General features: G+C 61.1%; 21 protein-coding genes and 1 tRNA gene. 6 read left to right on the forward strand and 16 right to left on the reverse strand.

Translation table 11 applies throughout. The annotated features are described in order from the left end of the window. Positions 1 to 82: 82 nt before the first annotated feature. A tRNA-Gly gene (locus RBB29_RS18130) sits at positions 83 to 157 on the reverse strand. Between the two features lie 266 nt (positions 158 to 423). Between RBB29_RS18130 and RBB29_RS18135 the strand changes: the two genes are divergently transcribed. After that, entirely contained in the window at positions 424 to 756 is a 333-nt protein-coding gene (locus tag RBB29_RS18135) for a DUF1330 domain-containing protein (RefSeq protein WP_306115738.1), read from the forward strand. A 69-nt stretch (positions 757 to 825) separates the two neighbouring features. Here the strand turns inward: RBB29_RS18135 and RBB29_RS18140 are convergent, their stop codons facing one another. The 11 genes from RBB29_RS18140 to RBB29_RS18190 all read right to left on the reverse strand — a co-directional run bounded on the left by RBB29_RS18140 (position 826) and on the right by RBB29_RS18190 (position 12546). Next, complete coding sequence (locus RBB29_RS18140) at positions 826 to 2397, reverse strand: GMC family oxidoreductase (RefSeq protein WP_306115739.1); 1572 nt, start codon at positions 2395 to 2397, stop codon at positions 826 to 828. 28 nt (positions 2398 to 2425) lie between these two features. Next, positions 2426 to 2947: a Twin-arginine translocation pathway signal gene (locus tag RBB29_RS18145; RefSeq protein ID WP_306115740.1), complete on the reverse strand. Its 522-nt coding sequence runs from the start codon at positions 2945 to 2947 to the stop codon at positions 2426 to 2428. A 23-nt stretch (positions 2948 to 2970) separates the two neighbouring features. After that, entirely contained in the window at positions 2971 to 3366 is a 396-nt protein-coding gene (locus RBB29_RS18150) for a VOC family protein (protein WP_306115741.1), read from the reverse strand. 91 nt (positions 3367 to 3457) lie between these two features. Next, positions 3458 to 3751: a ribbon-helix-helix domain-containing protein gene (locus tag RBB29_RS18155; RefSeq protein WP_306115742.1), complete on the reverse strand. Its 294-nt coding sequence runs from the start codon at positions 3749 to 3751 to the stop codon at positions 3458 to 3460. A 103-nt stretch (positions 3752 to 3854) separates the two neighbouring features. Then, the gene (locus RBB29_RS18160; RefSeq protein WP_306115743.1) at positions 3855 to 4583 is read right to left on the reverse strand and encodes a TerC family protein; all 729 of its coding nucleotides are present in this window, start codon (positions 4581 to 4583) and stop codon (positions 3855 to 3857) included. A gap of 15 nt (positions 4584 to 4598) precedes the next feature. Then, complete coding sequence (locus RBB29_RS18165; RefSeq protein WP_306115744.1) at positions 4599 to 4988, reverse strand: MAPEG family protein; 390 nt, start codon at positions 4986 to 4988, stop codon at positions 4599 to 4601. Next, positions 4985 to 5806, reverse strand: coding sequence for a phosphodiesterase (locus tag RBB29_RS18170; protein WP_306115745.1), 822 nt, complete (start codon positions 5804 to 5806; stop codon positions 4985 to 4987). The genes RBB29_RS18165 and RBB29_RS18170 overlap by 4 nt, the downstream gene beginning before the upstream one ends. Positions 5807 to 5915: 109 nt before the next feature. After that, the gene (locus RBB29_RS18175; protein WP_306115746.1) at positions 5916 to 9359 is read right to left on the reverse strand and encodes a pyruvate carboxylase; all 3444 of its coding nucleotides are present in this window, start codon (positions 9357 to 9359) and stop codon (positions 5916 to 5918) included. Positions 9360 to 9614: 255 nt separating this feature from the next. After that, on the reverse strand, positions 9615 to 10754 hold the full coding sequence (locus RBB29_RS18180) for an alpha-hydroxy acid oxidase (RefSeq protein WP_306115747.1): 1140 nt from the start codon (positions 10752 to 10754) through the stop codon (positions 9615 to 9617). Positions 10755 to 10811: 57 nt separating this feature from the next. Further along, positions 10812 to 10985, reverse strand: a complete 174-nt coding sequence (locus tag RBB29_RS18185; RefSeq protein WP_306115748.1) for a hypothetical protein — start codon at positions 10983 to 10985, stop codon at positions 10812 to 10814. Further along, complete coding sequence (locus tag RBB29_RS18190) at positions 10921 to 12546, reverse strand: diguanylate cyclase (protein WP_306115749.1); 1626 nt, start codon at positions 12544 to 12546, stop codon at positions 10921 to 10923. The genes RBB29_RS18185 and RBB29_RS18190 overlap by 65 nt, the downstream gene beginning before the upstream one ends. Before the next feature lie 240 nt (positions 12547 to 12786). Between RBB29_RS18190 and RBB29_RS18195 the strand changes: the two genes are divergently transcribed. Beyond that, a complete protein-coding gene (locus tag RBB29_RS18195; RefSeq protein ID WP_306115750.1) occupies positions 12787 to 15342 on the forward strand; it encodes an ATP-dependent helicase in 2556 nt (851 codons plus the stop codon). A 3-nt stretch (positions 15343 to 15345) separates the two neighbouring features. Here RBB29_RS18195 and RBB29_RS18200 read toward each other — a convergent pair whose 3' ends face one another. Continuing rightward, positions 15346 to 15669: a cytochrome c gene (locus RBB29_RS18200; RefSeq protein WP_306115751.1), complete on the reverse strand. Its 324-nt coding sequence runs from the start codon at positions 15667 to 15669 to the stop codon at positions 15346 to 15348. A 54-nt stretch (positions 15670 to 15723) separates the two neighbouring features. After that, positions 15724 to 16962, reverse strand: a complete 1239-nt coding sequence (locus RBB29_RS18205; protein ID WP_371931522.1) for a sorbosone dehydrogenase family protein — start codon at positions 16960 to 16962, stop codon at positions 15724 to 15726. Between the two features lie 280 nt (positions 16963 to 17242). On the opposite strand from RBB29_RS18205, the gene RBB29_RS18210 reads away from it, so the two are divergent. Then, on the forward strand, positions 17243 to 18169 hold the full coding sequence (locus RBB29_RS18210) for a DMT family transporter (RefSeq protein WP_306115752.1): 927 nt from the start codon (positions 17243 to 17245) through the stop codon (positions 18167 to 18169). Between the two features lie 44 nt (positions 18170 to 18213). Here RBB29_RS18210 and RBB29_RS18215 read toward each other — a convergent pair whose 3' ends face one another. Further along, positions 18214 to 19002 (reverse strand): GH25 family lysozyme, encoded by a 789-nt coding sequence (locus RBB29_RS18215; protein ID WP_306115753.1) that lies wholly within the window; start codon positions 19000 to 19002, stop codon positions 18214 to 18216. Positions 19003 to 19012: 10 nt separating this feature from the next. Beyond that, on the reverse strand, positions 19013 to 19663 hold the full coding sequence (locus RBB29_RS18220; RefSeq protein ID WP_306115754.1) for a DUF938 domain-containing protein: 651 nt from the start codon (positions 19661 to 19663) through the stop codon (positions 19013 to 19015). A 325-nt stretch (positions 19664 to 19988) separates the two neighbouring features. Between RBB29_RS18220 and RBB29_RS18225 the strand changes: the two genes are divergently transcribed. The 3 genes from RBB29_RS18225 to RBB29_RS18235 all read left to right on the forward strand — a co-directional run bounded on the left by RBB29_RS18225 (position 19989) and on the right by RBB29_RS18235 (position 22398). Next, the gene (locus tag RBB29_RS18225) at positions 19989 to 20630 is read left to right on the forward strand and encodes a Hint domain-containing protein (protein WP_306115755.1); all 642 of its coding nucleotides are present in this window, start codon (positions 19989 to 19991) and stop codon (positions 20628 to 20630) included. 180 nt (positions 20631 to 20810) lie between these two features. Next, on the forward strand, positions 20811 to 21212 hold the full coding sequence (locus RBB29_RS18230; protein WP_306115756.1) for a hypothetical protein: 402 nt from the start codon (positions 20811 to 20813) through the stop codon (positions 21210 to 21212). Next, entirely contained in the window at positions 21205 to 22398 is a 1194-nt protein-coding gene (locus tag RBB29_RS18235; protein ID WP_306115757.1) for an HlyD family secretion protein, read from the forward strand. The genes RBB29_RS18230 and RBB29_RS18235 overlap by 8 nt, the downstream gene beginning before the upstream one ends. The last annotated feature ends 63 nt before the right edge of the window (positions 22399 to 22461 follow it).

Consider the following 22461-nt stretch of genomic DNA (forward strand, 5'->3'; position numbering starts at 1 on the left):
TCCGCTTTTGCGGATTGAGGGACAGGCAAAGATAAGCCAAAGGCGCTTCACGCAGAATTTCGATGGGGCAGATGGATGATTTTGGAGCGGGTGATGAGATTCGAACTCACGACATTTACCTTGGCAAGGTAACGCTCTACCCCTGAGCTACACCCGCTTCCTTGGGTGAGGCGTCAGATATAATCCATCGCCGCTCCCTGCAAGGGGAAATCGCATCTGCGGTGGATTTTTTTGTGCAGCGGTTGGTGCGATCATCCGGGGTCGGCAAGAATTCGCGGCCGACGGTGGGATCGTGGCCTGCCTTCCATACCAATGTCGCAGGCTGAGCGCGGATTCCTGTCTTCTGCCAATCGCGTATTGGCGCTAGGTTTGGTCCCATAGCGGCGCCATATCCGGTGCCCACAAGAAACAGGGAGAGAAGGAATGGCTGCATATCTGATTGCGCAGGTGAAGGTGACCGATGACGGATGGATCCCGGATTACGCTGCGAAGGTGCATGACATCGCCGCGAAACATGGCGGCAAGTACCTGAGCCGCAGTGCCAACAAGACGTCGTTGGAAGGTGACATGCCGGATGTGGACGTGATCGCGTTGATCGAATTTCCCTCGGTCGAGGCGGCGCAGGCTTTTGCCGATGACCCCGATTACGCGCCCTTTGCCAAGGCCCGGCAGGGCGGCACCGTCAGCAGCCTTTTCGTGGTCGACGATACCGACGCGACGGGCGGCATTCCCTACCTGCCGTCCGGCGCCGCGTAGGGCTGAAGCTATCCACGAAAAACGGCGCCCGAAAACCCGGGCGCCGCTTGTTTTCTATCCGCTGACGGATCAGAGATTGCCGGCGGAAAGCTCTCCGGCGATGTGATCCGCCTGCCGGATGGCCAGCGCCACGATGGTGAGCGTGGGGTTCTCGGCGGCACCGGTGGTGAACTGAGAGCCGTCCGAGATGAACAGGTTCTCGATATCATGGGTGCGGCCATTGGCGTTGCACACCCCGTCGCGCGGGTTGTCCGACATCCGGTTGGTCCCGAGGTTGTGCGTGGACGGGTAGGGCGGGGTCGGGAAGGTTCGCGTGGCCCCCACCGCCTCATAAACCGCCGCACCTTGCTTGTAGGCGTGATTGCGCATGGCGATGTCGTTGGGGTGATCATCGAAATGCACATTCGGCACCGGCATGCCGTACTGGTCCTTGACGTCATGGTTCAATGTGACGCGGTTGGTTTCCTGCGGCATGTCTTCGCCCACGATCCACATGCCCGCCATGTTCTCGTAGCTGTCCAAGGCAGTGGTGAACTCACGCCCCCATCCGCCTGGGTCGAGGAAGGCCGCCATGAAGGGGATGCCAAGCGCGAGCGTCTCAAGCTCGTAGCCGCCGACGAAGCCACGCGACGGATCGTGACGCGATTCATCGGTGATGATCCCGGCCATCGTGGTGCCACGCCACATCCGCACGGGTTCTTCAAAGACCGCGTAGACCGACCCGGTCATGTGCCGCATGTAGTTGCGCCCGACCTGGCCCGAGCTGTTGGCAAGCCCATCGGGATACATGGACGTGGCAGAATTGAGCAGCAGGCGGGGGCTTTCGAACGAATTGCCCGCGACGCAGACTGCGCGCGCCATCTGCTTGTGTTCGTTCCCGTCGGCATCGGCATAAACCACGCCGTTGACCTTGCCGTCCTCGCCATGTTCGATCCGGAGCACATGGGCGCGTTCGCGCACTTCAAGATTGCCCGTCGCCTCGCCATTCGGAATATCCGTGTAGGCGGCGGACCACTTGGCGCCCCATTTGCAGCCCTGGAAACAGAAGCCGGTCTGCTGACAGGCGGGGCGGCCATCATAATCGGCACTGTTGATGGCCATGCGGCCGGTATGGACCTGCTCATAGCCGAGCTTTTTGGCACCGGCCTCGAAGACCTTGAAGTTGTTGTTGCCCGGCAGGCCCGCGCGATCGCCCGTGCGGGTCACGCCCAGCTTGTTTTCGGCAAGCGTGTACCACGGGTCCATCTCGGCGGCGTCAATAGGCCAGTCGAGAAGGCTGGCGCCCTGCACGTTGCCATAGGTGGTCTTGGCCTTCCACTCATGCTCCTGGAAGCGCAAGCTCGCACCGGCCCAGTGCGTTGTCGTGCCACCAACGGCCTTGACGATCCAGGCGGGCAGGCCGGAAAAGTCCTTGGCAACACGCCAGTCGCCCGAGGTGGTGCGCGGGTCAAGCCAGGCCAGTTGCCCGAAACTTTCCCACTCGTCGTTTACATAGTCTTCGGGCAGGTAACGTCCGCCCGCCTCAAGCGCCACGACACTGACGCCGCGTTGCGCCAATTCGTTGGCAAGGACGCCGCCACCGGCGCCGGTTCCGATGACGACAATGACGCTGTCGTCGCTCATTTCAAAAGGTGCAGCCATAGTCATGTTCTCCTTCGTTGGCTATGGCTCAAAGCCAGTTGATGTCGTCAAAGCCGCGGTCGATGTAACCGCCCTGGGAATAGGACTCGCCCTCATACCCAAAGAGCGGCCAGACGGCTTTCTGGTTATAAAGCCCGGTCACAAGCCCGCCGCGGACCTGTTGGAAAAACGCGCTGTTTTCCAGGCTGCGCAGGATGTCCACGCGGTCGCGTTCCCAACCGACGTCGAGGTAGCTGCCGAAGCCCTTGCTGCGTGCCGCATCGTCGAGCATGCGGATACCTGCCTCGGTCTGATCGACGGCTTCGGGTTTGTCATACCCCTTGACGGCCGCGACGTAGTATTCATCGCCCACATGATCATGCGGATAGATATCGCGCGCCATCTGCACCAGGGTCGCAAATGTCTCGGGCTTGAGGGCGTTCATCTCGGTCGCCCAGGCCGCATCCGATCCGGCCACAAAGCCCGCGCCCACCACGAAACTTGCCCCGGCGGCGGCGCTGCGCGACAGCAATTCCCGCCGGGTCAGCCCCCGCATCTTGGTCTCTTCCATTTTGTTTCCTCCCTTGAATTTTATCATTTGAAGCGGCCGCCCCGTTGCAGCACTTCGATTTCGTAGCCATCCGGATCGGCCACGAAGAAAAATTTCCCCACGAGTTTTCCGTCGGGGGCAAACTCCACCAGCTTTCGCGGGTTCAGCCCCTCGGCCTCGAAACGGGCATGCTCGGCCTCGAGATCCTCGACCAGTACGGCGAAATGGCCGTAGCCGTTGCCAAGGTCATAAGGTTCGGTTTCGCCCTTGTTGATCGTCAGCTCGAGCTCGAAACTGCTTTCGGCGTTGCTGAGATAGACCAGCGTGAAATTCTCGAAATCGAGCCGGTCGGCTACCTCGAGCCCGAACGCATTTTTGTAGAACGCCAGCGATCGCGCCTCGTCCAAGACACGAATCATGCTGTGAATGGCCTTTGCCATACTGCCCTCCCGAACGGTTGATGTTTCAGGAAGGCTAACGCGGTGGCGCAAAGTCCGGGTAGTAAACGGATACTACGTTGAGGTTGCTGACTTATTCCGCCGCGATCGGCGCATCACGCACCGGAGAGCCGCTTTCGAGATAGACCAGGCAGGCACAGCGCAGAAGGGACGTGAAGTTCTTGGGTTCCCCATGTAATTCAAGCACTTCCGAGTGAAGTTTGGAAACGAATGCAGGGGATGTCAGGTCTTCGTTTCCGGCGATTTCATCCAGAATATGCCAAAATGACTTTTCCAGTCTTATGCTGGTGCTCTGGCCGTTCAATCGCATCCGGCGTGTTTCAAGTTCGTAGCGTTCCGGGTCTTGTCCGGCAAACATGCGACACATGTCGTATTCTCCTCCTGGCGGCGACGATCCGCGCGGGCGGATGTCGTGGCTGAGCCAAAAGATAGCACGGCGCGCGGAAATTTCACCTGCAAAACCCTGTCGTCTAGGATCGTGCCGCCCGGCGGCGCCGCTGTCGCAGCAGGTTGAGCCCTTCAACCGCACCAGCAAAAACCATCGCCGCATAGATGAAACCGCGTTCCACGTGGTAGTGAAATCCGTCCGCTACCAGCGCCATACCGACCATGACCAGAAAGGCGAGGGCCAGCATCTTGGTGCTGGGGTGGTTTTCGACGAAATCGGCAATCGGGTTGGCCGCGACCATCATCACCACGATGGCAACGCAGACCGCGGCGATCATGACTTCGAGGTGATCGGCAATGCCAACGGCGGTGATCACGGAATCGACGGAAAATACCAGATCAAGCAGCATGATCTGGAAAATCACGCTCATGAAGACGGCGTCGACGACGCGCTCTTCGGTGGTGTGGAGGTCGTCACCCTCGACCTCCTCGAAAATCTCGGTGGCGGCCTTGTAGATCAGGAAGAGGCCGCCGCCGATCAGGATCAGGTCCCGCCACGAAAGCTGCCATCCCATGATGGTCGCGATTGGCGCTGACAGGCCCACGATCCACGCGATGGAGAACAGGAGCCCGATCCGCAGGACAAGCGCCCCCATCAGGCCGAGTAACCGGGCCCTTGCGCGCTGATGTTCGGGCAGTTTCGAGGCCGCGATGGAGATGAATATCACGTTGTCCACACCAAGCACGATTTCCAGGATCGTCAGGGTCAGGAAGGACGCCCAAACAGCCGGATCATTCAGGAGTTCCAACATGATATGCCTCGTTCTTTATGTCAGGGCGTGGCCGATACTCGCCAATGATGCCAGGATCAGCATGCCAAAGGTGAGGCCCATGCCCAATTGGCGCATCGGGATGATCTGCGGGGTTGATCCGAAGCCGTAGACGTGGAAAATACGCCCGGCGAGCAGCATCAGCCCCAAAAGGTGGACAACCCATCCCGGCGCGCCCTGCAATTCGGCCATGGCCAGCAGGAGCAGACCGATCGGTGCGTATTCGGCGCAATTGGCCTGGACCCGTATGCGCTTGCGCAAATCCTTGTCCTCTCCGTCGCCGACGGAAACACGGGCGGCGCGACGGCGAAGGATAACACGCACGCTCAGCACCACCAGGAGAAGGCCAATCAGGCCACCGTAAAGCGGGGTTATGGCAAGGCTCATGCGGCGGTCTCCTTCGGGGTTGCATAGCTGATGACGTCATGCGGAGGCAGGTTGAAGTCCTCGGTATGCACGATGACGCCCTCATCGGTCAGCAAAAGCAAGCCATAGGCGCCCGGCTCATCGACCGAGAGGTGTTCGTCCTCATGGACCAGGACCATCGGCATCTGGTGACAGGGGCTTTTGAAGACGGCGGTCGGGATGCCACAGGCCGATCCCGAGATCGTCCGGTGTACGTGGCCCGCCACCAGTTGGCAGACATTGGGGTGGGCCTTCAGGCGTGCGGCGACCTCGGCCCGGTTGCGCAGCCCGATCCGGTCCATCGCGTCAAAGCCGCTGGTAATGGGCGGGTGGTGCATGAATACAATGACCCTGCGACCCCCGGCCTCGGTCAGCACACGGTCGAGCCAGTCCATCCTTGCGGCGCAGAGAAATCCGCTATGGGCGATCTCGGCGGTCTCGTCGACGGTGTCGAGAAAGACAAGGCGATAGTCGTCAACATCCTGAAAAGACTGAATGAAACCGCCATCATCAATAGGCACGTCGGCAAAGGTCTCGCGAAACCGCGCGCGGTTGTCGTGGTTGCCGATCAGGAGAGATACCGGCAAGGGGCATTCGGCCAGTGCGGATTTTAGGCGGATGTATTCCTCGTTCGCGCCGTGGTGGGCCAGGTCACCGGTGATGATGATCCGGGTGGCATCCGGATGGGTTGCCAGGGCATGGTCCAACCCTTGGTGAAACCGTGCCATGGGATCGAGGCCGATGATGTCGGCCCCGTCAGGTACGATGTGAATATCGGTGAAAACCAACAGCTTCTGCATCTCGATCTCCTGCGGGCAAAAGGGTCAGATGCAAGCCTTAGAAGATTCGTTTGCAGGCGCCAGTAAAAACATGAACGCCCGACCCCGCGACAGGGCCGGGCGCCCGGTTTCACTCCAACTCGATCAGCAGGTCCTTGGCGTCGATCTGTCCGCTGGCCTGAACATGGACGGCTTTGACCACCGCGTCACGTTCGGCATAGATGCCTGTTTCCATCTTCATCGCCTCGATGGTCAGGAGCAGATCGTCGGCCTTGACCTCCTGTCCGGCGGCGACCGCAACGCTGGCCACCACACCGGGCATGGGCGCGCCCACGTGATTGGCATTGCCCGGCTCGGCCTTGGGCCGCTGCGCGGTTTGCGATTTGACCAGGCGGTTGGGGACACGGATCACCCGGGGCTGACCGTTGAGTTCAAAGAACACGCGTACTTCGCCGTCATCCTGGGTCTCGCCCACGGCCTGAAGGCGGATTTCGAGGATCTTGCCCGGGTCGATTTCGACGCTGATCTCTTCACCCGGTTCCATGCCGTAAAAGAAGGTACGTGTGGGCAAGGTGCGAACGGGGCCATAGGTGCGGTGGCGGCCCATGTAATCCAGGAAAACCTTGGGATACATCAGGTAGCCGTTGAGGTCCTCGTCATCCACGGCCTTACCTTCCAGCTCCTTGCTGAGAGATTGCCGGGTTGCCTCAAGATCGACAGGCTCAAGATGCTTGCCGGGGCGTTCCGTATTCGGCGCTTCGCCCTTGAGAACCTTCGAGAGGATCACCTCGGGGAACCCACCTGGCGGTTGGCCCAGATTGCCGCGCATCATATCGACAACGCTGTCGGGGAAGGCCACATCGGTGTCGGGATCTTCGACGTCATCGCGCGTGAGGCCTTGTGCGACCATCATCAGCGCCATGTCACCGACAACCTTCGACGACGGCGTCACCTTGACGATATCGCCGAACATCTGGTTGACGTCCGCATAGGTTCGGGCCACTTCGGGCCACCGCTCTTCCAGGCCAAGGCTCGAGGCCTGCGCCTTGAGGTTGGTGAACTGGCCGCCGGGCATTTCGTGCAGGTAAACCTCGGAGGAGGGGGCCTGCATGCCCGTCTCGAACGCACGGTAATGCGCGCGGACCTCTTCCCAATAGTCGGAAATCTCGCGCACGGCGGCCATGTCGATGCCGGTGTCGCGGTCGGTGTTCTGCAGGGCCGAAACCACAGCGCCGAGCGTTGCCTGCGACGTGTTTCCAGAAAGCGCATCCATCGCGCAGTCCGCCGCGTCCACACCCGCCTCGGCTGCGGCCAGGATCGAGCCGCTGGCGATGCCCGCCGTGTCGTGGGTGTGGTAATGCACCGGAATGGTCAGCTCATCCTTGAGCGCCTTGACCAGAACCTTGGCCGAGGCGGGTTTCAGGAGCCCGGCCATGTCCTTGAGGCCCAGCACATGCGCGCCGGCGGCTTCCAGTTCTTTGGCCATGGAGACATAGTATTTCAGGTCATACTTGGCGCGGTCCGGGTCGAGGATATCCCCGGTGTAGCAGATCGTGCCTTCGCAGATCTTGCCGCTTTCGACCACGGCATCCATCGCCACGCGCATGTTTTCGACCCAGTTGAGCGAGTCGAAGACGCGGAACACGTCCACGCCTGTCTCGGCCGCCTGGCGCACGAATTCCTGCACAACGTTGTCGGGGTAATTCGTGTAGCCCACGCCGTTTGACGCGCGCAGCAGCATTTGGGTCAGCAGGTTGGGCATCGCGGCCCGCAGCTGACGCAGCCGCTGCCACGGACATTCCTGCAGGAAGCGATACGCCACGTCAAAGGTCGCCCCGCCCCAACATTCCATCGAGAAAAGCTGCGGCAGTTTGTGCGCGTAAGCAGGCGCCACGGCGATCATGTCAATCGACCGCATCCGCGTCGCCAGGAGCGACTGATGCCCGTCGCGCATGGTCGTGTCGGTCAGAAGCAGACGTTTCTGGTCCAGCATCCAGTCCGCCACCGCCTTGGCACCTTTTTCGTCCAACAGCGTCTTGGACCCGGCCGGGGGTTGTTCAAGCGGTGTGCGCGGCGGGCGCGGGAGCTTGATATCCGCAGGCGGTTTGGGCTTGTTCGACGTCTCGGGATGCCCGTTCACGGTGATGTCGGCAATATAGGTCAGAACCTTGGTGCCGCGGTCGCGCCGCTTGCCGAAATTAAAGAGTTCCGGCGTCTCGTCGATGAACTTGGTGGTGTACTTGTTGCTAAGAAACGTCGGGTGTTTCAGCAGGTTTTCGACGAAGGCGATGTTGGTGCTGACGCCCCGGATACGGAATTCACGCAGGGCGCGGTCCATCCGGGAAATCGCCGCCGCGGGCGTCTGCGCATGGGCGGTGATCTTGACCAGCAGGCTGTCGTAATAGCGGGTGATTACGCCGCCGGAATAGGCGGTGCCGCCGTCAAGGCGGATGCCCATGCCGGTCGCTTCGCGGAAGGCGGTGATGCGGCCATAATCGGGGATGAAATTGTTCTGCGGATCTTCGGTCGTGATCCGGGTCTGAAGGGCGTGACCGTTGAGGCGGATATCGTCCTGGCTGGGTTTGCCGGTCGCCTCGGCCAGCGTCTTGCCCTCGGCGATGCGGATCTGCGCCTGCACGATGTCGATATCGGTGACTTCTTCAGTCACGGTGTGCTCAACCTGCACGCGCGGGTTCACCTCGATGAAGTAGAACTGGCCGCTGTCCATATCCATCAGGAATTCGACCGTGCCGGCGCATTCATAATTGACATGTTTGCAGATCTTGTAGCCCAGATCGCAAATCTCGGCGCGCTGATCTTCGGTCAGATAGGGGGCAGGCGCACGTTCAACGACCTTCTGGTTGCGGCGCTGGACCGAACAGTCACGCTCATAGAGGTGATACATGTTGCCATGCTTGTCGCCCAGGATCTGCACCTCGACATGGCGGGCGCGCTGGATCATCTTTTCGAGGTAGCCCTCGCCATTGCCAAAGGCTGCTTCGGCTTCGCGACGGCCTTCCAGCACCTTTTCTTCCAGCTCTTCGGGCTTCAGGATCGGGCGCATGCCGCGACCGCCGCCGCCCCAGCTTGCCTTGAGCATGAAGGGGTAACCGATCTCGTCCGCCTGGCGGCGGATTTCATCCATGTCATCGCCCAGAACCTCGGTCGCCGGGATGACCGGCACACCGGCTTCGACCGCGACCTTCCGGGCGCTGGCCTTGTCACCCAAAGCGCGCATGGTTTCCGCCTTCGGACCGATGAAGGTGATGCCGTTGGCGACACAGGCATCCACGAAATCCGGGTTTTCCGACAGAAGGCCATAGCCCGGGTGGATCGCGTCGGCGCCGCTTTCCTTGGCCACGCGAATGATCTCGTCGATGGAAAGATATGCTGCGACCGGTCCGAGACCCTCGCCGATGCGATAGGCTTCGTCCGCCTTGAAGCGGTGCAGGCCCAGCTTGTCCTCTTCGGCGAAAACGGCGACGGTGCGTTTGCCCATCTCGTTGGCGGCGCGCATGATGCGAATGGCGATCTCGCCCCGGTTGGCAATCAGGATTTTCTTGAATTCGGCCACTGGCTCATCCCCTGTTGTCCCAAGTTGTCGGTTCGGGATGGGGCATCGTCAGACTTGTTTTGCTGCGTTGCAGCGCCATCCCTGCCGCCTTGTAAGATTTGTGTAAGGTTTGTGCAATGCCTCTGCGTCAACGGGTAACCCTTTCGCGACAGATTTTACCCGATTGGGCAGCGAAACTGGAAAAGAGTCATATCTGAAAAGTGATGTATTTCAGGTGGTTGATAGGTGTACCTACTGTCGACCGGGTGGGGCCGACTACCCGGGTTGGCACAGGCGGCTGCGGACGTCTGCAAGCCGTCGCGCGCCCAGTTGTCCCATGTTCGATTCCAGGTCGGCCTTCAGGATCGCGGTCAGGTGGCCGGGGCCCTGCGCGCCAAGGGCCGCCAGCGCATAATGCCAGGCCCGCCCCATCATGACGAAATCCGCGCCAAGGGCGATCGCGCGCAGCATATCAAGGCCGCCTTCGATCCCGCCATCGACAATCACGGGAAGTTTCGTGGCCGCGCGGATGTCTTCGACGACGTCAATCGTGGCAGGGGCCGCGTCGAATTGCCGGCCGGCATGGTTCGAGATCCAGATCGCATCCATCCCTTCATCCTCAAGGGTCTTGGCGTCTTCGGCGCGCATCACACCCTTGACCACCATCGGGCCGTCCCAGGCATCGCGCAGCCAACGCAGGTAGTCCCAGTCCGGCGAGGTGCGCAGCATGTAGCCCGCGTGGCTGGTCGAAGGCAGCCCCTTGAGATCGCCCGCATAGCTGTCGATCATCCGCATCCGTGGCATCCCCTGTTGCGCCATTCCCAGGGCCCAGGCCGGGCGGCAGGCAACCTGCGCCAGCAGGCGCGGGGTCAGTTTGGGCGGTGTCGTAAGGCCCGAGCGCACCTGCCGTTCGCGGCGGGAGGCGACCGGGACGTCAACCGTCAGGACCAGCACCTTGAACCCGGCGGCGCGGGCACGATTGAGCATGTCCGTGCGGATATCGGGATCGCGGGGCGGATACATCTGGAACCAGCCATGTTGACCCATTGCTGGCGCCACATCCTCCGGTGTCTGACTGGCCACGGTCGAAAGCGTGTAGGGGATGTCGGCGCTCGCGGCCGCGCGGGCCAGGTGACGCTCTGCATCGGGCCAGATCAGGCCTGACATGCCCACAGGGGCGATGCCGAAGGGCAGGGGGAGTGTTTGCCCGAATAGGTCGACCGACAAGTCGGGTGCGAACTCGCCGTGCAGGATCGACGGCATCAGCAGGCGGGCATCAAGAGCGGTGCGATTGCGATTGCGCGTCTTCTCGGCGCCGGTGCCACTGTCCAGGAATTCCCAGACAAATAGCGGGAGCCGCTTTTTTGCCCGGCGCCGCAGGTCTGCAAGGCCGGGATATTGTGCCATCAGGTCCATATCCTCTTTTCAAAGGATAGGTTGCGCTTGTCCAGACAGATAATCCGGGGCTGTCGCCTATTGTGCCGCGATGTTGTGAGGCGGCTTGCCGCCGGACGCGGTGGAATTCGCATTCGGGCGATCCGCCGGGGCGTCGAGAGAGGCCATGACAACCCGGTTGCGCCCGTCATCCTTGGCCTTGTAGAGCGCCTTGTCGGCGGCGAGCAGCAGGTCCTGCGGTAATGGCGCCATGATCGGGATAGCTGGCGATGCCGGCGGAAATCGTGATTTTCGGCAGGGCCTTTTCGCCATAGCGAACGGTTATGCCGGCGACTTCCTGGCGCAGGGTTTCGATCCGGGCCTTCAGGGCATCAGTTGCCAGATCGGGCAGCAGCAGCATGAATTCCTCGCCGCCCATACGGCAGGCAATCTCATCACCATCGCAGGATTTCACGAGAAGGTCCCCGACAGCGCGAAGCACCATGTCACCGGCATCGTGCCCGTGATTGTCATTGAACTTCTTGAAGTGGTCGATGTCCACGTAGACCGCATGCAGGCGCGCACCGGTCGTATCGGCGCGGACGATCAGCCTGCGCATGCTGTCGAGCATGTGGCGGCGGTTGAAAAGACCGGTCAGCGGGTCACGAATGGAGCGATCCTCCAACTCGTCGCGCATGCGGACATTGGCCAGTGCCATCGAAATCTGCTCGCCACACATCTGCGCCAGACGGCGGCTTTCCTCGAATTCCTGCAAGCTCACATCGGCATGTTTCCTCAGATGCAGCAGCCCGATCGTCTCGCCGAGGGCCAGGACCGGCAGGCAGAAATAGGGGCGCCCATCATTGGGCTCGGAATGCTCGCAGGCGAAATCGACCTCGCTCTGCCCAAAATGATACACCCGCCCGCGGCGCAACCCCCAGCACGCCTCGGGGTGGATGTGGTCCCGGTGATTGCCGCCATTCCACGACACCGCCCCATCCAGCACGTCGCGCGAGTTCGAGTAGACGTAAAGAGACCCTTCGCTTTCGGGCAGGATATGTTTCATGAACCGCGCCACCATGTCGAAAAGCTCGTTCAGCGAGCGGCTGGATTGCAGCCATTCGTTCAACTCCCCCAGCAGCCGCACCTCCCGCGCCAGCTTGACCTGCCGGTCCATCATCTCGCGCTCTTCGCGCGCGCGTCGTTCAAAGGCCGACATCTGTTTGCGGGACAGATAGGCCATGAGGCCCGTTATCGTGATCATCACCGCCAGGACGACACAGGCCGCGACAAAAATCCACTCGCCGATGCTCTCTTCGAACATCTCCCGCAGGATCATGACATCCGCGTAGAATTTGACAGTCCCGAGGAAGACGCCGTTGCGCATGACCGGCACAAAAATCTCGTAGAACGCATCGTCATGGGCGCTGCTGTCGTGATGCGCATGCTGAGCCAGTTCGGCGAGATCATCCGGGCGCAATTGCATATCCGTCAGGTGCACGTCACCGCGCGACAGCAGGGTCCCCACATGTGCAGGCATGTCGATGGTGCCGATATCCCCCGGTCGCGTTGACCAGAAAACCTCCCCCTGGCTGTTCAGCAGTTTGACCCGGTAGTAATCGCTCACATCCGGGATATGCGCCAGGTTGGCGATCTCTTCCGGTGACAGGGGGCGATTGCCGAAACCGATGGCACCGCCTTCAAGAAGATTGACAGTGCGCTCGGCCCAGAGTTCCGCCTGCGACCGGCTGTCAATCTCCAGCAGCCAGTCCACGATCGGCTCTGGCAGGTGACGCACCGCAAGAAACGGGATGGCGAGGGATGCAACCAGCATTGCAATCATCGCTGCAGCCCTGAGCGGCGATCGACGTGTTTCTCCTAAATTAGTCATCTTCAACTTACCCCTTGTGCCTGCGCCGAAGATTGCCGCGTTTGGGTATGCGAAATCTTAAGAAATCATGGCGGAACACCGAAAGATGGATCGAATTGAATGGAATTTCAGCGCCTTGCGAGCGGCGGAACATTCTGCGAACGTCTCTTTCCCTTTTGGTAAGGTCGCGTTAATCTGCGAGCCATGAGCAGTTTTGACGATTCCGACGCATTTGAGAGTGCATCCCTGGCCGCCCGTGCCATGGCAGCACGCCCGATGCCCTACCTCGAGGGGCTGAACCCCGAGCAGCGCAAGGCGGTTGAGACATTGGAAGGCCCGGTCCTGATGCTGGCCGGGGCCGGGACGGGCAAGACCAAGGCCCTGACCAGCCGCATCGTGCATCTGCTAAACACGGGCACCGCGCGACCCAATGAAATCCTCGCTGTGACCTTTACCAACAAGGCCGCGCGCGAAATGAAAGAGCGCGTGGGCCGGATGCTGGGCGAGGCGGTTGAGGGGATGCCCTGGCTGGGGACTTTCCACTCGATCTGCGTCAAGCTTCTGAGGCGTCACGCGGAACTGGTGGACCTCAAATCGAATTTCACCATTCTCGACACCGACGATCAACTGCGCCTTCTGAAGCAACTCGTGGCGGCGGCAAATATCGACGATAAACGCTGGCCCGCGCGGGCGTTGGCAAGTGTGATCGACAACTGGAAAAACCGCGCCTGGACGCCGGATAATGTACCCGCATCCGAGGCCGGGGCCTATGACGGCAAGGCGCCCGCGCTCTACAAGCTCTACCAGACCCGCCTGCGGGAACTGAACGCGGTCGATTTCGGCGATCTGCTGTTGCACATGGTCACGATCTTCCAGACCCATGACGACGTCTTGCAGCAATACCAACGCTGGTTCCGTTACATCCTCGTGGACGAGTACCAGGATACGAACGTCGCGCAGTATCTCTGGCTGCGGCTTCTGGCCGGGGCGCATAAGAATATCTGCTGCGTGGGTGATGACGATCAGTCGATCTATGGCTGGCGCGGGGCCGAGGTGGGCAATATCCTGCGGTTTGAAAAGGATTTTCCCGGCGCGCATGTGGTACGGCTGGAGCAGAATTACCGCTCGACGCCGCATATCCTGGCGGCTGCCAGCGGTGTGATCGCGGGCAACAAGGGGCGTTTGGGCAAGGAACTTTGGACCGAGGAAGTGGAGGGTGAAAAAGTCCGCTTAATAGGGCACTGGGATGGCGATGAAGAAGCGCGGTGGATCGGTGAGGAGATCGAGACTCTGTATGACGGTTCTTCGTCCTTAGCTAAGCGCAGATCCAATCCAAGGTCTCGCGATATTGTTCAAGAGTTCGAACGTCTCGCAAAACGAGGTAGCCTTAACGGAGTAACAACGCTGGATCAGTTGGGAAGCCAACTGAAAAAACAGAACTTTCCCTATCATGACTTCAAAACACTGAACTTGGTATGGCGGCTAAAGGGCTATTCGGATGCCGATAAGCCTTTGGAACCAGCCTTCTATCGATTTAGCTACAATGAAATAGCAGTTCTCGTTCGCGCCAGCCACCAGATGCGCGCTTTCGAGGATCGGTTCCTGACCATCGGGTTGCCGTATCGCGTGATCGGCGGGCCGCGGTTTTACGAGCGGATGGAGATCCGCGATGCGATGGCCTATTTCCGGCTGGTCACCTCGCCCTCGGACGATTTGGCCTTCGAGCGGATCGTGAACACCCCGAAACGCGGCCTTGGCGACAAGGCGCAGCAGAAGATCCAGATGGCGGCGCGGGCCAATGGCGTCCCGCTCATCGACGGCGCGCGCATCCTGTTGGAGGAGAAGGGGCTGACCGGGAAGGGAGCCACGGAGCTTGGCAAGCTGCTTGATGGGGTGGCGCGTTGGGGCCGGATGACCGGTGATAAGCAGATCACCCATATGGAACTGGCCGAGATCATCCTCGATGAGAGCGGCTACACCGAAATGTGGCAGAACGACAAGACGCCCGAGGCGCCGGGGCGGCTGGAGAATCTCAAGGAACTCATCAAGGCCTTGGAGCAATTCGAGAACCTGCAAGGCTTCCTTGAACATGTGAGCCTTATCATGGACAATGAGCAGGATAGCGACGGAGACAAGGTCTCTATCATGACGCTGCACGCTGCCAAGGGGCTGGAATTCCCGACCGTGTTCCTGCCGGGGTGGGAGGATGGGCTTTTCCCGTCGCAACGCTCGATGGACGAAAGCGGCCTCAAAGGGGTCGAGGAGGAGCGGCGGCTCGCCTATGTGGGCATCACCCGGGCCGAGGAGATCTGCACCATCAGTTTTGCGGGCAACCGGCGGGTTTTCGGACAATGGCAATCCTCGATGCCCTCTCGTTTCATCGACGAGTTACCCGAAGAGCATGTCGATATCCTCACCCCGCCCGGCCTCTACGGCGGTGGCTATGGTGCGACGGGTATGGAAAGCAGCATCGAGACCCGCGCGGCGGAGGCGAATGTCTATAACTCGCCCGGCTGGAAGCGCCTGCAATCGCGGGCGGGGCAACGCCCGGTCTCACAACCTGCCGAGAGCCGTCACCAGGTGATCGACGCCGAGGCGATCAGCAGCCACACCATGGGCGAGCGCGTTTTCCATCAGAAATTCGGCTATGGCACGATCATCGGGATCGAGGGGGACAAGCTCGAAATCGCGTTTGAGAAGGCGGGGACCAAGCATGTCGTCGCCCGGTTTGTGACCGGCACCGAGGATATCCCGTTCTGAGCCCTACTCGGGCATAATGACGGTCACCTCGATAGAGGCGTACCAGGCCGCGAGATCGCAGATCTCTTCATCGCCGAGCGGTTCGGCAATCAGGCTCATCCGCCTGTCCTCGCGCCGCCCGTCGCGGTAGTCCTTCATGCTCTTTTCCAGGTAAAGCGCAGATTGACCGGCGAGGTTCGGCACTTCGGGATCCGTCGACATGCCGGTCTTGCCGTGACAGACCGAACACTGCCGCGCCAGGACACGCCCATTGTCGGCATCCGCGGCAAGGGAAGAGCCGGGCAGGGCCAGGGTCATCGCCGTTAGGACGAGGCAGCGTGTCATCATTTGCGATCTCCTTTCGGGGGCTGGCCGGACGCGCGCCCGGCCAGCCCGTGCCACTTACTCGGAATAGCTGATCCGATAGATCGCATTGGCGAAATCGTCCGAGACCAGGAGAGAGCCATCCTTCATCTGCGCCACGTCGACCGGACGTCCATCATACTCGCCATTTTCGTCGATCCAGCCTTCGGCGAACGGCTCCATCGTGGCATTGCCTTCGTCGTCGATGAAGGTCACCATGACCCGCGCGCCCACCGGTTCGGTCCGGTTCCAGGACCCATGTTGCGCCGAGAAGATCGCGTTCTTGTATTTCTCCGGGAACATCTTGCCGGTGTAGAATGTCATGCCCAGATCCGCCGCGTGGGCAATGGTTTCGACCACGGGATGCACCACCTCAACGGGCACTTCCTGACCTTCGTACTCATTCGTGCGCACCGTGCCGCCCCCGAACCAGGGATGGCCGAAATGTTGACCGGCATCGGTCTGACGGTTCAGCTCACCCGGGGGGATGTCATCGCCCATGCCGTCGACCTGGTTGTCGGTCCACCATAACTCACCGGTTGCGGGGTGAAAGTCATGCCCGACGGAGTTGCGCACCCCGTAAGTATAGACCTCGCGGTTTGAGCCATCGCGATCCATCCGGATGATCCCACCTATCCCGGTTTCGTTGTAAAGCTCGATCTTTTCCTCAGGGACGACGTTGAAGGGCTGACCCAAAGAGATATAGAGCTTGTTGTCCGGGCCGACCTTGATGACCCGCGCGGTGTGGTTGTAGCTTTCTTCCTCGACCGGGATCAGTTGCCCCTCGGGCACGACGGGAACCGCCACGACATCTGGGCTTTCGTGAAAGAACTCTGCGGCGGGGAACATCAGCACGCGGTTGCGTTCCGCGATGTAAAGAAACCCGTCCTTGGTGAAGGCCACGCCGTTGGGCACGTCGAATTCCAGGCTGGGCGCGAAATCCTTGACCTCATCGGCCACGCGGTCGCGGTTGCGATCCATCACTGCCCAGACCTTGGATTTCTTGGTGCCCACGAAAAGGACCGTCCCCTGTGGCGCCATCGTCATATGCCGCGCGTCGGGCACCAGCGCGTAAAGCTCGATCTTGAAGCCTTCGGGCAGTTTGATCCCGTCCAGCACCGTGCGGATGCTGTCTGCCTCGGGTACATTCTGTTCGACAAACACATGATCCTTGGTGCCGGTGACCTTGAATGCCCCCAATTTTTCCAGATTCGACTGGGACAGGGCCGGGGTCGCGATCAGGCCCAGTACTGCGCCCATGCAAGACAAGTGTTTCATGATTTCCTCCCAAATGTTTTTCTCTATTGCGCTGATGCGACCGGAAACCGACGTCCCGGCATGCGCCTAACAAAACAAGATCACGTGATACCAATGGAGCGGAAGGCGCCGGGAGACCTCTCGGCCTGGCTCGGCGCAGCTCGCGCGTCTGTTGCAGCTTACAATCAGCGGGCGATCTGGCGGAAGTACGACTGAAGTCGGTATCCCGTCTGTGTGGCCGGTGCGAGAAATAGCAAGAAACGGATCGTACTGATGGGCAAGTCGTGTCAAAGGATGGTGCATGGCCAAAACTGCACCGCCCCAGATCACTCCCGTTGCCGCTTTCCTGCTCGTCATGTTGGCGGCGGTCTGGGGCGGCTCTTTCTTCTTTGCCGAGGTTGCCTTGGCCGAGGTGCCGCCGCTGACCATCACGCTGCACCGCGTCTTCTGGGCGGTGCCGGTACTGATGGCGGTGATCTGGTGGCAGGGGATCAAATGGCCCCGCAGTCCGCGCATCTGGGGCGCTTACCTGGTGATGGGCGCGCTCAACAACGCGATCCCGTTTTCGCTCATTTTCTGGGGGCAGACGCAGATCGAAAGCGGCCTTGCCTCGATCCTGAACGGCACCACGGCCGTGTTCGGGGCGGTGGTGGCGGGGCTCCTGCTCAAGGATGAGCCGTTGAACGCAAGAAAAATACTGGGCGCGCTCTTCGGCTTGGCCGGGGTTGCGGCGATCATGGGGGTGGATGCGCTTTCGGGTCTCGATCCGCGAAGCCTGGCGCAACTGGCCATTCTGGGCGCGGCGCTCTCCTATGCGTTTGCCAGTGTCTGGGGCAAGGTCGCCCTGGCCGGGATCCCGCCGCAGATGAACGCCTTGGGCATGTTGATGGGCAGTACCGTCCTGATGATCCCGGTGGCGCTTCTGCATGACGGCATGCCGCGGTTTGATCTGTCGATCCCGGTCTGGGGGTCGCTGTTGGCGGTGGCGGTGTTTTCGACGGCGCTGGCCTATCTCTTGTACTTTCAGATCCTCGTGCGCGCCGGGGCGGCCAACCTGATGCTGGTCACGCTGCTCATTCCGCCTTTCGCCATTGCGCTGGGTGCAGGCATCCTGGGCGAAACGCTGGGGCGGGAGGCATGGATTGGCTTTGGGCTCATCGCGATTGGCCTCGCGATCACCGATGGCAGGCTCTGGGCGCGGATCGGGCGCGCGCGGGTATCACCGTAGAGGCGTTACCTCGCTTGGTCAGGACAGCCATTGTGCCATCCGCCCTAACGACGCCGCGCCTTGAGCCAACGCACCCATTCGTCGGCATTCCCGCCAAAGACATTCAGGTCGACTTCTTTCGCGATCCCGTCGATCACGCCGGTGCCGCTATATTGCCAGAAGCTCCAGCCTTGCCCGGGAAATGCCTTGTCCGGTGTCTTGGCGGTGCTGCGCAGCCAGAATTCTTCGCCCCTTAACCGGTGCAGCCCGGCATCCTTGTAGAATTGCGGGGTGGTATAGATGATCGGGCGCTGCCCATAGCGGCGTTCGACGGTATCCATGAAGACCTTCATCTGGCGCCGGACTTCCTTGCCCGGCGGGCGGACCTTGGCGCAGGTGGGCGAAAACGGGTTCCATTCCATATCCAGCACCGGCGGCAGCGTCCCCTTGGTGCGCGGCACGTTGCGGATGAACCAGCGTGCCTGCACCTCGGGCGGGGTGCAGAAATAGTAGAAGTGATAGGCGCCGCGCGGGATGCCCGCCCGTTTGGCCCCGCGCCAGTTATCCTTGAAACGCGGATCAAGCAGATCGCCGCCCTCCGTCGCCTTCATGAAGACGAAGCTGACCCCGGCGCGCCGCGCCTTGCGCCAGTCGATTTCGTCCTGGAAACGGGCCACGTCGATGCCGTGCACCGGGTAACGGTTCGGCGCACGCCCCTGCCATTTGACCGGTTTGTTGTCGCCAAAACGGACCGCAGCGGGCGTTCCGGCTTCGGCGGGCGTCTGGGCCAGGGCCGGAAAGGTCAGGCTGCAGGCGATCAGACTGCAAAGGAGGAGATAGACGGCTCGGGGCATCTGCGGACCTCTATGGTTTTTTGCTGACAAGGGTCAGATTGTTGGCGGGCATGTCAACGCTGTCGGTCAGGGTCATCCCGGCATCGGCCAGCCATTGCCGAACATCATCCACGTCCTTGTAGCCGATGGCGGGATCGGCCGCGCGCAGGCTTGCATCGAAACGCGCATCCCCTTCCGACGTGGCGCGGCCATCGCGCAGGAAGGGGCCGTAGATCAGGAACCGCCCACCGGGGGTGATTGCGTCCGAGACTTCGGTGATGACCGTTCGGGTTTGCGCTGTCGTGATCAGGTGCAGCAGATTGACCACCAGGATCAGGTCTTGTCCCGGATGGCTCTCCGACCAACCGGGCGTTGTCGCATCCAGATGCTTCGCGGGGCGGACGTTCGGGCGGCCACCGGTCCAACTGTCGATGCTTTTGCGCCGTTCGGCATCTATTTCGGTCGGCTGCCAGGTCAGGCCGGGCAGGGCATCGGCAAAGCCCGCGACATGCTGCCCGGTGCCGCTCGCGATTTCGAGTGCGCGCCCGGATTGCGGGGCCACGGAACGGAGAAGATCGGTGATGGCCTGCGCGTTGCGTTCGGCGGCAGGAGCATGCAGGCGGCCATCGGCGCGCCGTTCGGCGACCGAGACATTCCTGGGCAGAGATGTGTTCGTTGTCATGACGCGCGTTCGCAACCGGGATGCTGTCTTCAGCCTGCCACGGACAACGCCAAAGGAAAAGCCTCACCTTGTTAAGCAGATGTGGCGGAGCCCGCCGTCAAATTGCGGATTTTGATCCAAATTTTTCATATCTTTTGTCATTTTGGCTGGTTCGGCGCGCCGGGTATCGGAGGTGTCCGCACCCTAAGTGGCTTGAATTGTCCTTAGTTTTTTCCCCAAGCCCCGGGTTTCGCACCAAGTGTCACATTCTGTCCACACTCGGACCCAATTTCCGGCGTATTAACCTTGAAGTGTTAGGTGTGGACGGGAAGTTGAGGAGTGGACCATGGGTTTTGCCACATCGCTATCGGCAAGTTTGAAGACGGATCGGCGTTATCTGACCGGGTTATGCGGCGACGCGAACGTGCGGACACCGCTTGGCGCGCGCCACGTGGATATCCTGCATCCCGGTGACATGGTGGTGACCCGCGATAACGGTCTGCAACCGGTACGGATGATTTGGACCCGGACCGTGACGGTGGCCGAAATGCGTGACCGGCCCGAACTGGCCCCGGTCCGGCTCAAGCCGCGCGCCGTTGGACCGATGATGCCAGCACGCGACCTGCGAATTTCCTGTGGTCATCGTGCCCTGATCCCAGGCTACCGGATTTCCGGCGTCGCCGACGAGCAGTCCTGCCTGATGCGGGTGGGCGCGCTGGCCATGGTCAGCGATGATGCCTTTGTCGAAACGCCGACCGATAGCGTGACCTACTACAACCTCATTTTCGACAATCAGGAGGTCTTCTGCGCCGAAGGCTTGCCGGTCGAAAGTTTCCGCCCGTCCCCCAAGGCAATTGCCGAGATGGACGTGGCCGCGCGCGAGGAACTGATGGAAATCTTTCCGCATATCTCGCCCAAACGCTGCGCTTATCCCGGGCTGCCGCACCCCACGGCGCAGGCACGGGCGTATCGCCCTGATTGTGCCTGACGTCCCAAGACCGCTTTCCTCGATCAATAACCCCCGGGACCAGATCCCGGGGTTTTTTGTTGCCACCGCCTCACCCCGGGACGGCCTGAAATCATCGGCGTGGTGACGGTCAGGTTGGACATGGCAATCAACCCAAGATACATCTTGCAAGACTGAGCTAATCCAAAGGGGGAACAGGGAATGGCGAGCGAGAGCGGGCACGGGCATGCGGTGCCGTCATGGTTTGTAAGCCCCGGGGAGTCCGATAGTTTCGCGTGGCTGTCACTCGCGTTTCTGCTGCTCGCGATTTATGGCGTCGTGGTGCTTTATGCCGCCTTCGATCGCTGGGCCGAGCATCAGTCCAAGGGAACTCCCCTGGCCAAAACCATCCCGACGATGCTGACCATTGCGCTTTTGTACGAAATCTTCCCGCTTGGGCATTTCAATATCCTCCTGCCGCTGAGTGCCATTTTGATTGCGCTCATGGCGGACTGGTCGCGTTTCCATCTGGAGCGGGAGGCCAGCGCGGGACCGTCGCCCACCGGAGAAGAGCCGCCATTGACCGTTGAGCAGACCGTACCCGAGGAGCCGAAGAATGTTTGAGCTTCTCCTGACGTCCTTCCCGGTCATCATCCGCTATTTTCAGTTGCGACGCCGGGGCGAGGCGCTGACCGTCTGGAACATGAAATCCGCCGTCTTCCTGTGGCTTGGCATGGCGTTTTTCCTCTTCCTGATGATCTTCTATTTCCACCCGAAATCCTATTCAGGCCTCCTGCCGTTCCGCACGGTGTCTGTCGTCGCACAAACCAGCGGCCCGGTCACCGAGGTGAGCGTCATCAACGGGCAGCGCGTGGCGGCAGGCGACCTGCTTTTCCGGATCGAAAACAGCAGCCAGAAGGCCGCATTGGCCCAGGCCGAGGCGAAACTCCTGGAGTTGCAGGCGGCGGAAACCAAGGCGCAAGACGCACTTCTGGTGGCGCAATCCACCGTGGTCGAGGCCGAAGCCTCACTCGGAACATTGCAGGTCGATCTGGATAACGCGGTCACCCTTTTCGAGAAGAATGTCGGCGCGCAGGAAAACGTCCGCAAGCTCGAAGCCTCGGTCACCTCTGCGGAGGCCGCCCTGGCCGCCGCGCAGGCGCAGGTGGACCTCGCGAAATCCGATCTGGAAGAGACCATTCCGGCGCAGCGGGCCGTGGCCGATGCCGCGGTCGAAAGCGCGCAGGTCGCGTTGCAGCGGACAGAGGTCCGGTCCTTCACCGACGGCACGGTAACGCAGCTTTCGCTCAATGTCGGCAGTCCGGCGTCGCAGCTTATCCTGAGCCCGGCGATGGTCATCATCCCCGACCGGCCTGCGGATTTCCCGCTGCGCCTGACGGCGGGGTTCTCGCAGGTGGCGCGCGCTACGCTTTATGACGGCATGCCCGCAGAGATCGCCTGTGACAGCAACGTGAACCTGTCGTTCCGCAACACGGTCCTGCCCGCCAAGGTGGCCCTGATCCAACCGGCCATCGCGGCGGGGCAGGTGGTGCCGGGCGGCAAGCTGCACGATCTCGAAAAGGCGGCAGCGCGGGGGTCATTGCTGGTCTATTTCGAACTGGAACACCCCGAGCATGAAGACATCATGATCGACGGCTCGGGCTGCATCGTGCAGACCTATACCAACAACCTCAGCGGCGTCTTCGGCCACATCATCGCGGCGACCGGTGTGGTCAAGGCGGTGGGGCTCCGGCTCAAGGTCTGGGGGACGTTGATTTCGGGCGTGGGCCTTGGTGGCGGTGGTCACTGATCGTCACGCCACCATATGCGACCGGAAATGAAAAAGCCCCCGCGTCACGGCGGGGGCTTTCGA

The sequence above is a fragment of the Roseovarius sp. MMSF_3359 genome, assembly GCF_030733385.1.
Taxonomy (GTDB): domain Bacteria; phylum Pseudomonadota; class Alphaproteobacteria; order Rhodobacterales; family Rhodobacteraceae; genus Roseovarius.

Coding starts and splice junctions, on each gene's coding strand:
- RBB29_RS18215 (WP_306115753.1), bottom strand. CDS start 19,002: ATGCCCCGAGCCGTCTATCTCCTCCTTTGCAGTCTGATCGCCTGCAGC.
- RBB29_RS18170 (WP_306115745.1), bottom strand. CDS start 5,806: ATGCAGAAGCTGTTGGTTTTCACCGATATTCACATCGTACCTGACGGG.
- RBB29_RS18225 (WP_306115755.1), top strand. CDS start 19,989: ATGGGTTTTGCCACATCGCTATCGGCAAGTTTGAAGACGGATCGGCGT.
- RBB29_RS18150 (WP_306115741.1), bottom strand. CDS start 3,366: ATGGCAAAGGCCATTCACAGCATGATTCGTGTCTTGGACGAGGCGCGA.
- RBB29_RS18195 (WP_306115750.1), top strand. CDS start 12,787: ATGAGCAGTTTTGACGATTCCGACGCATTTGAGAGTGCATCCCTGGCC.
- RBB29_RS18235 (WP_306115757.1), top strand. CDS start 21,205: ATGTTTGAGCTTCTCCTGACGTCCTTCCCGGTCATCATCCGCTATTTT.
- RBB29_RS18200 (WP_306115751.1), bottom strand. CDS start 15,669: ATGATGACACGCTGCCTCGTCCTAACGGCGATGACCCTGGCCCTGCCC.
- RBB29_RS18180 (WP_306115747.1), bottom strand. CDS start 10,754: ATGGACCTGATGGCACAATATCCCGGCCTTGCAGACCTGCGGCGCCGG.
- RBB29_RS18185 (WP_306115748.1), bottom strand. CDS start 10,985: ATGGCGCCATTACCGCAGGACCTGCTGCTCGCCGCCGACAAGGCGCTC.
- RBB29_RS18205 (WP_371931522.1), bottom strand. CDS start 16,962: ATGAAACACTTGTCTTGCATGGGCGCAGTACTGGGCCTGATCGCGACC.
- RBB29_RS18210 (WP_306115752.1), top strand. CDS start 17,243: ATGGCCAAAACTGCACCGCCCCAGATCACTCCCGTTGCCGCTTTCCTG.
- RBB29_RS18230 (WP_306115756.1), top strand. CDS start 20,811: ATGGCGAGCGAGAGCGGGCACGGGCATGCGGTGCCGTCATGGTTTGTA.
- RBB29_RS18220 (WP_306115754.1), bottom strand. CDS start 19,663: ATGACAACGAACACATCTCTGCCCAGGAATGTCTCGGTCGCCGAACGG.
- RBB29_RS18190 (WP_306115749.1), bottom strand. CDS start 12,546: ATGCTGGTTGCATCCCTCGCCATCCCGTTTCTTGCGGTGCGTCACCTG.
- RBB29_RS18140 (WP_306115739.1), bottom strand. CDS start 2,397: ATGGCTGCACCTTTTGAAATGAGCGACGACAGCGTCATTGTCGTCATC.
- RBB29_RS18135 (WP_306115738.1), top strand. CDS start 424: ATGGCTGCATATCTGATTGCGCAGGTGAAGGTGACCGATGACGGATGG.
- RBB29_RS18155 (WP_306115742.1), bottom strand. CDS start 3,751: ATGTGTCGCATGTTTGCCGGACAAGACCCGGAACGCTACGAACTTGAA.
- RBB29_RS18165 (WP_306115744.1), bottom strand. CDS start 4,988: ATGAGCCTTGCCATAACCCCGCTTTACGGTGGCCTGATTGGCCTTCTC.
- RBB29_RS18160 (WP_306115743.1), bottom strand. CDS start 4,583: ATGTTGGAACTCCTGAATGATCCGGCTGTTTGGGCGTCCTTCCTGACC.
- RBB29_RS18145 (WP_306115740.1), bottom strand. CDS start 2,947: ATGGAAGAGACCAAGATGCGGGGGCTGACCCGGCGGGAATTGCTGTCG.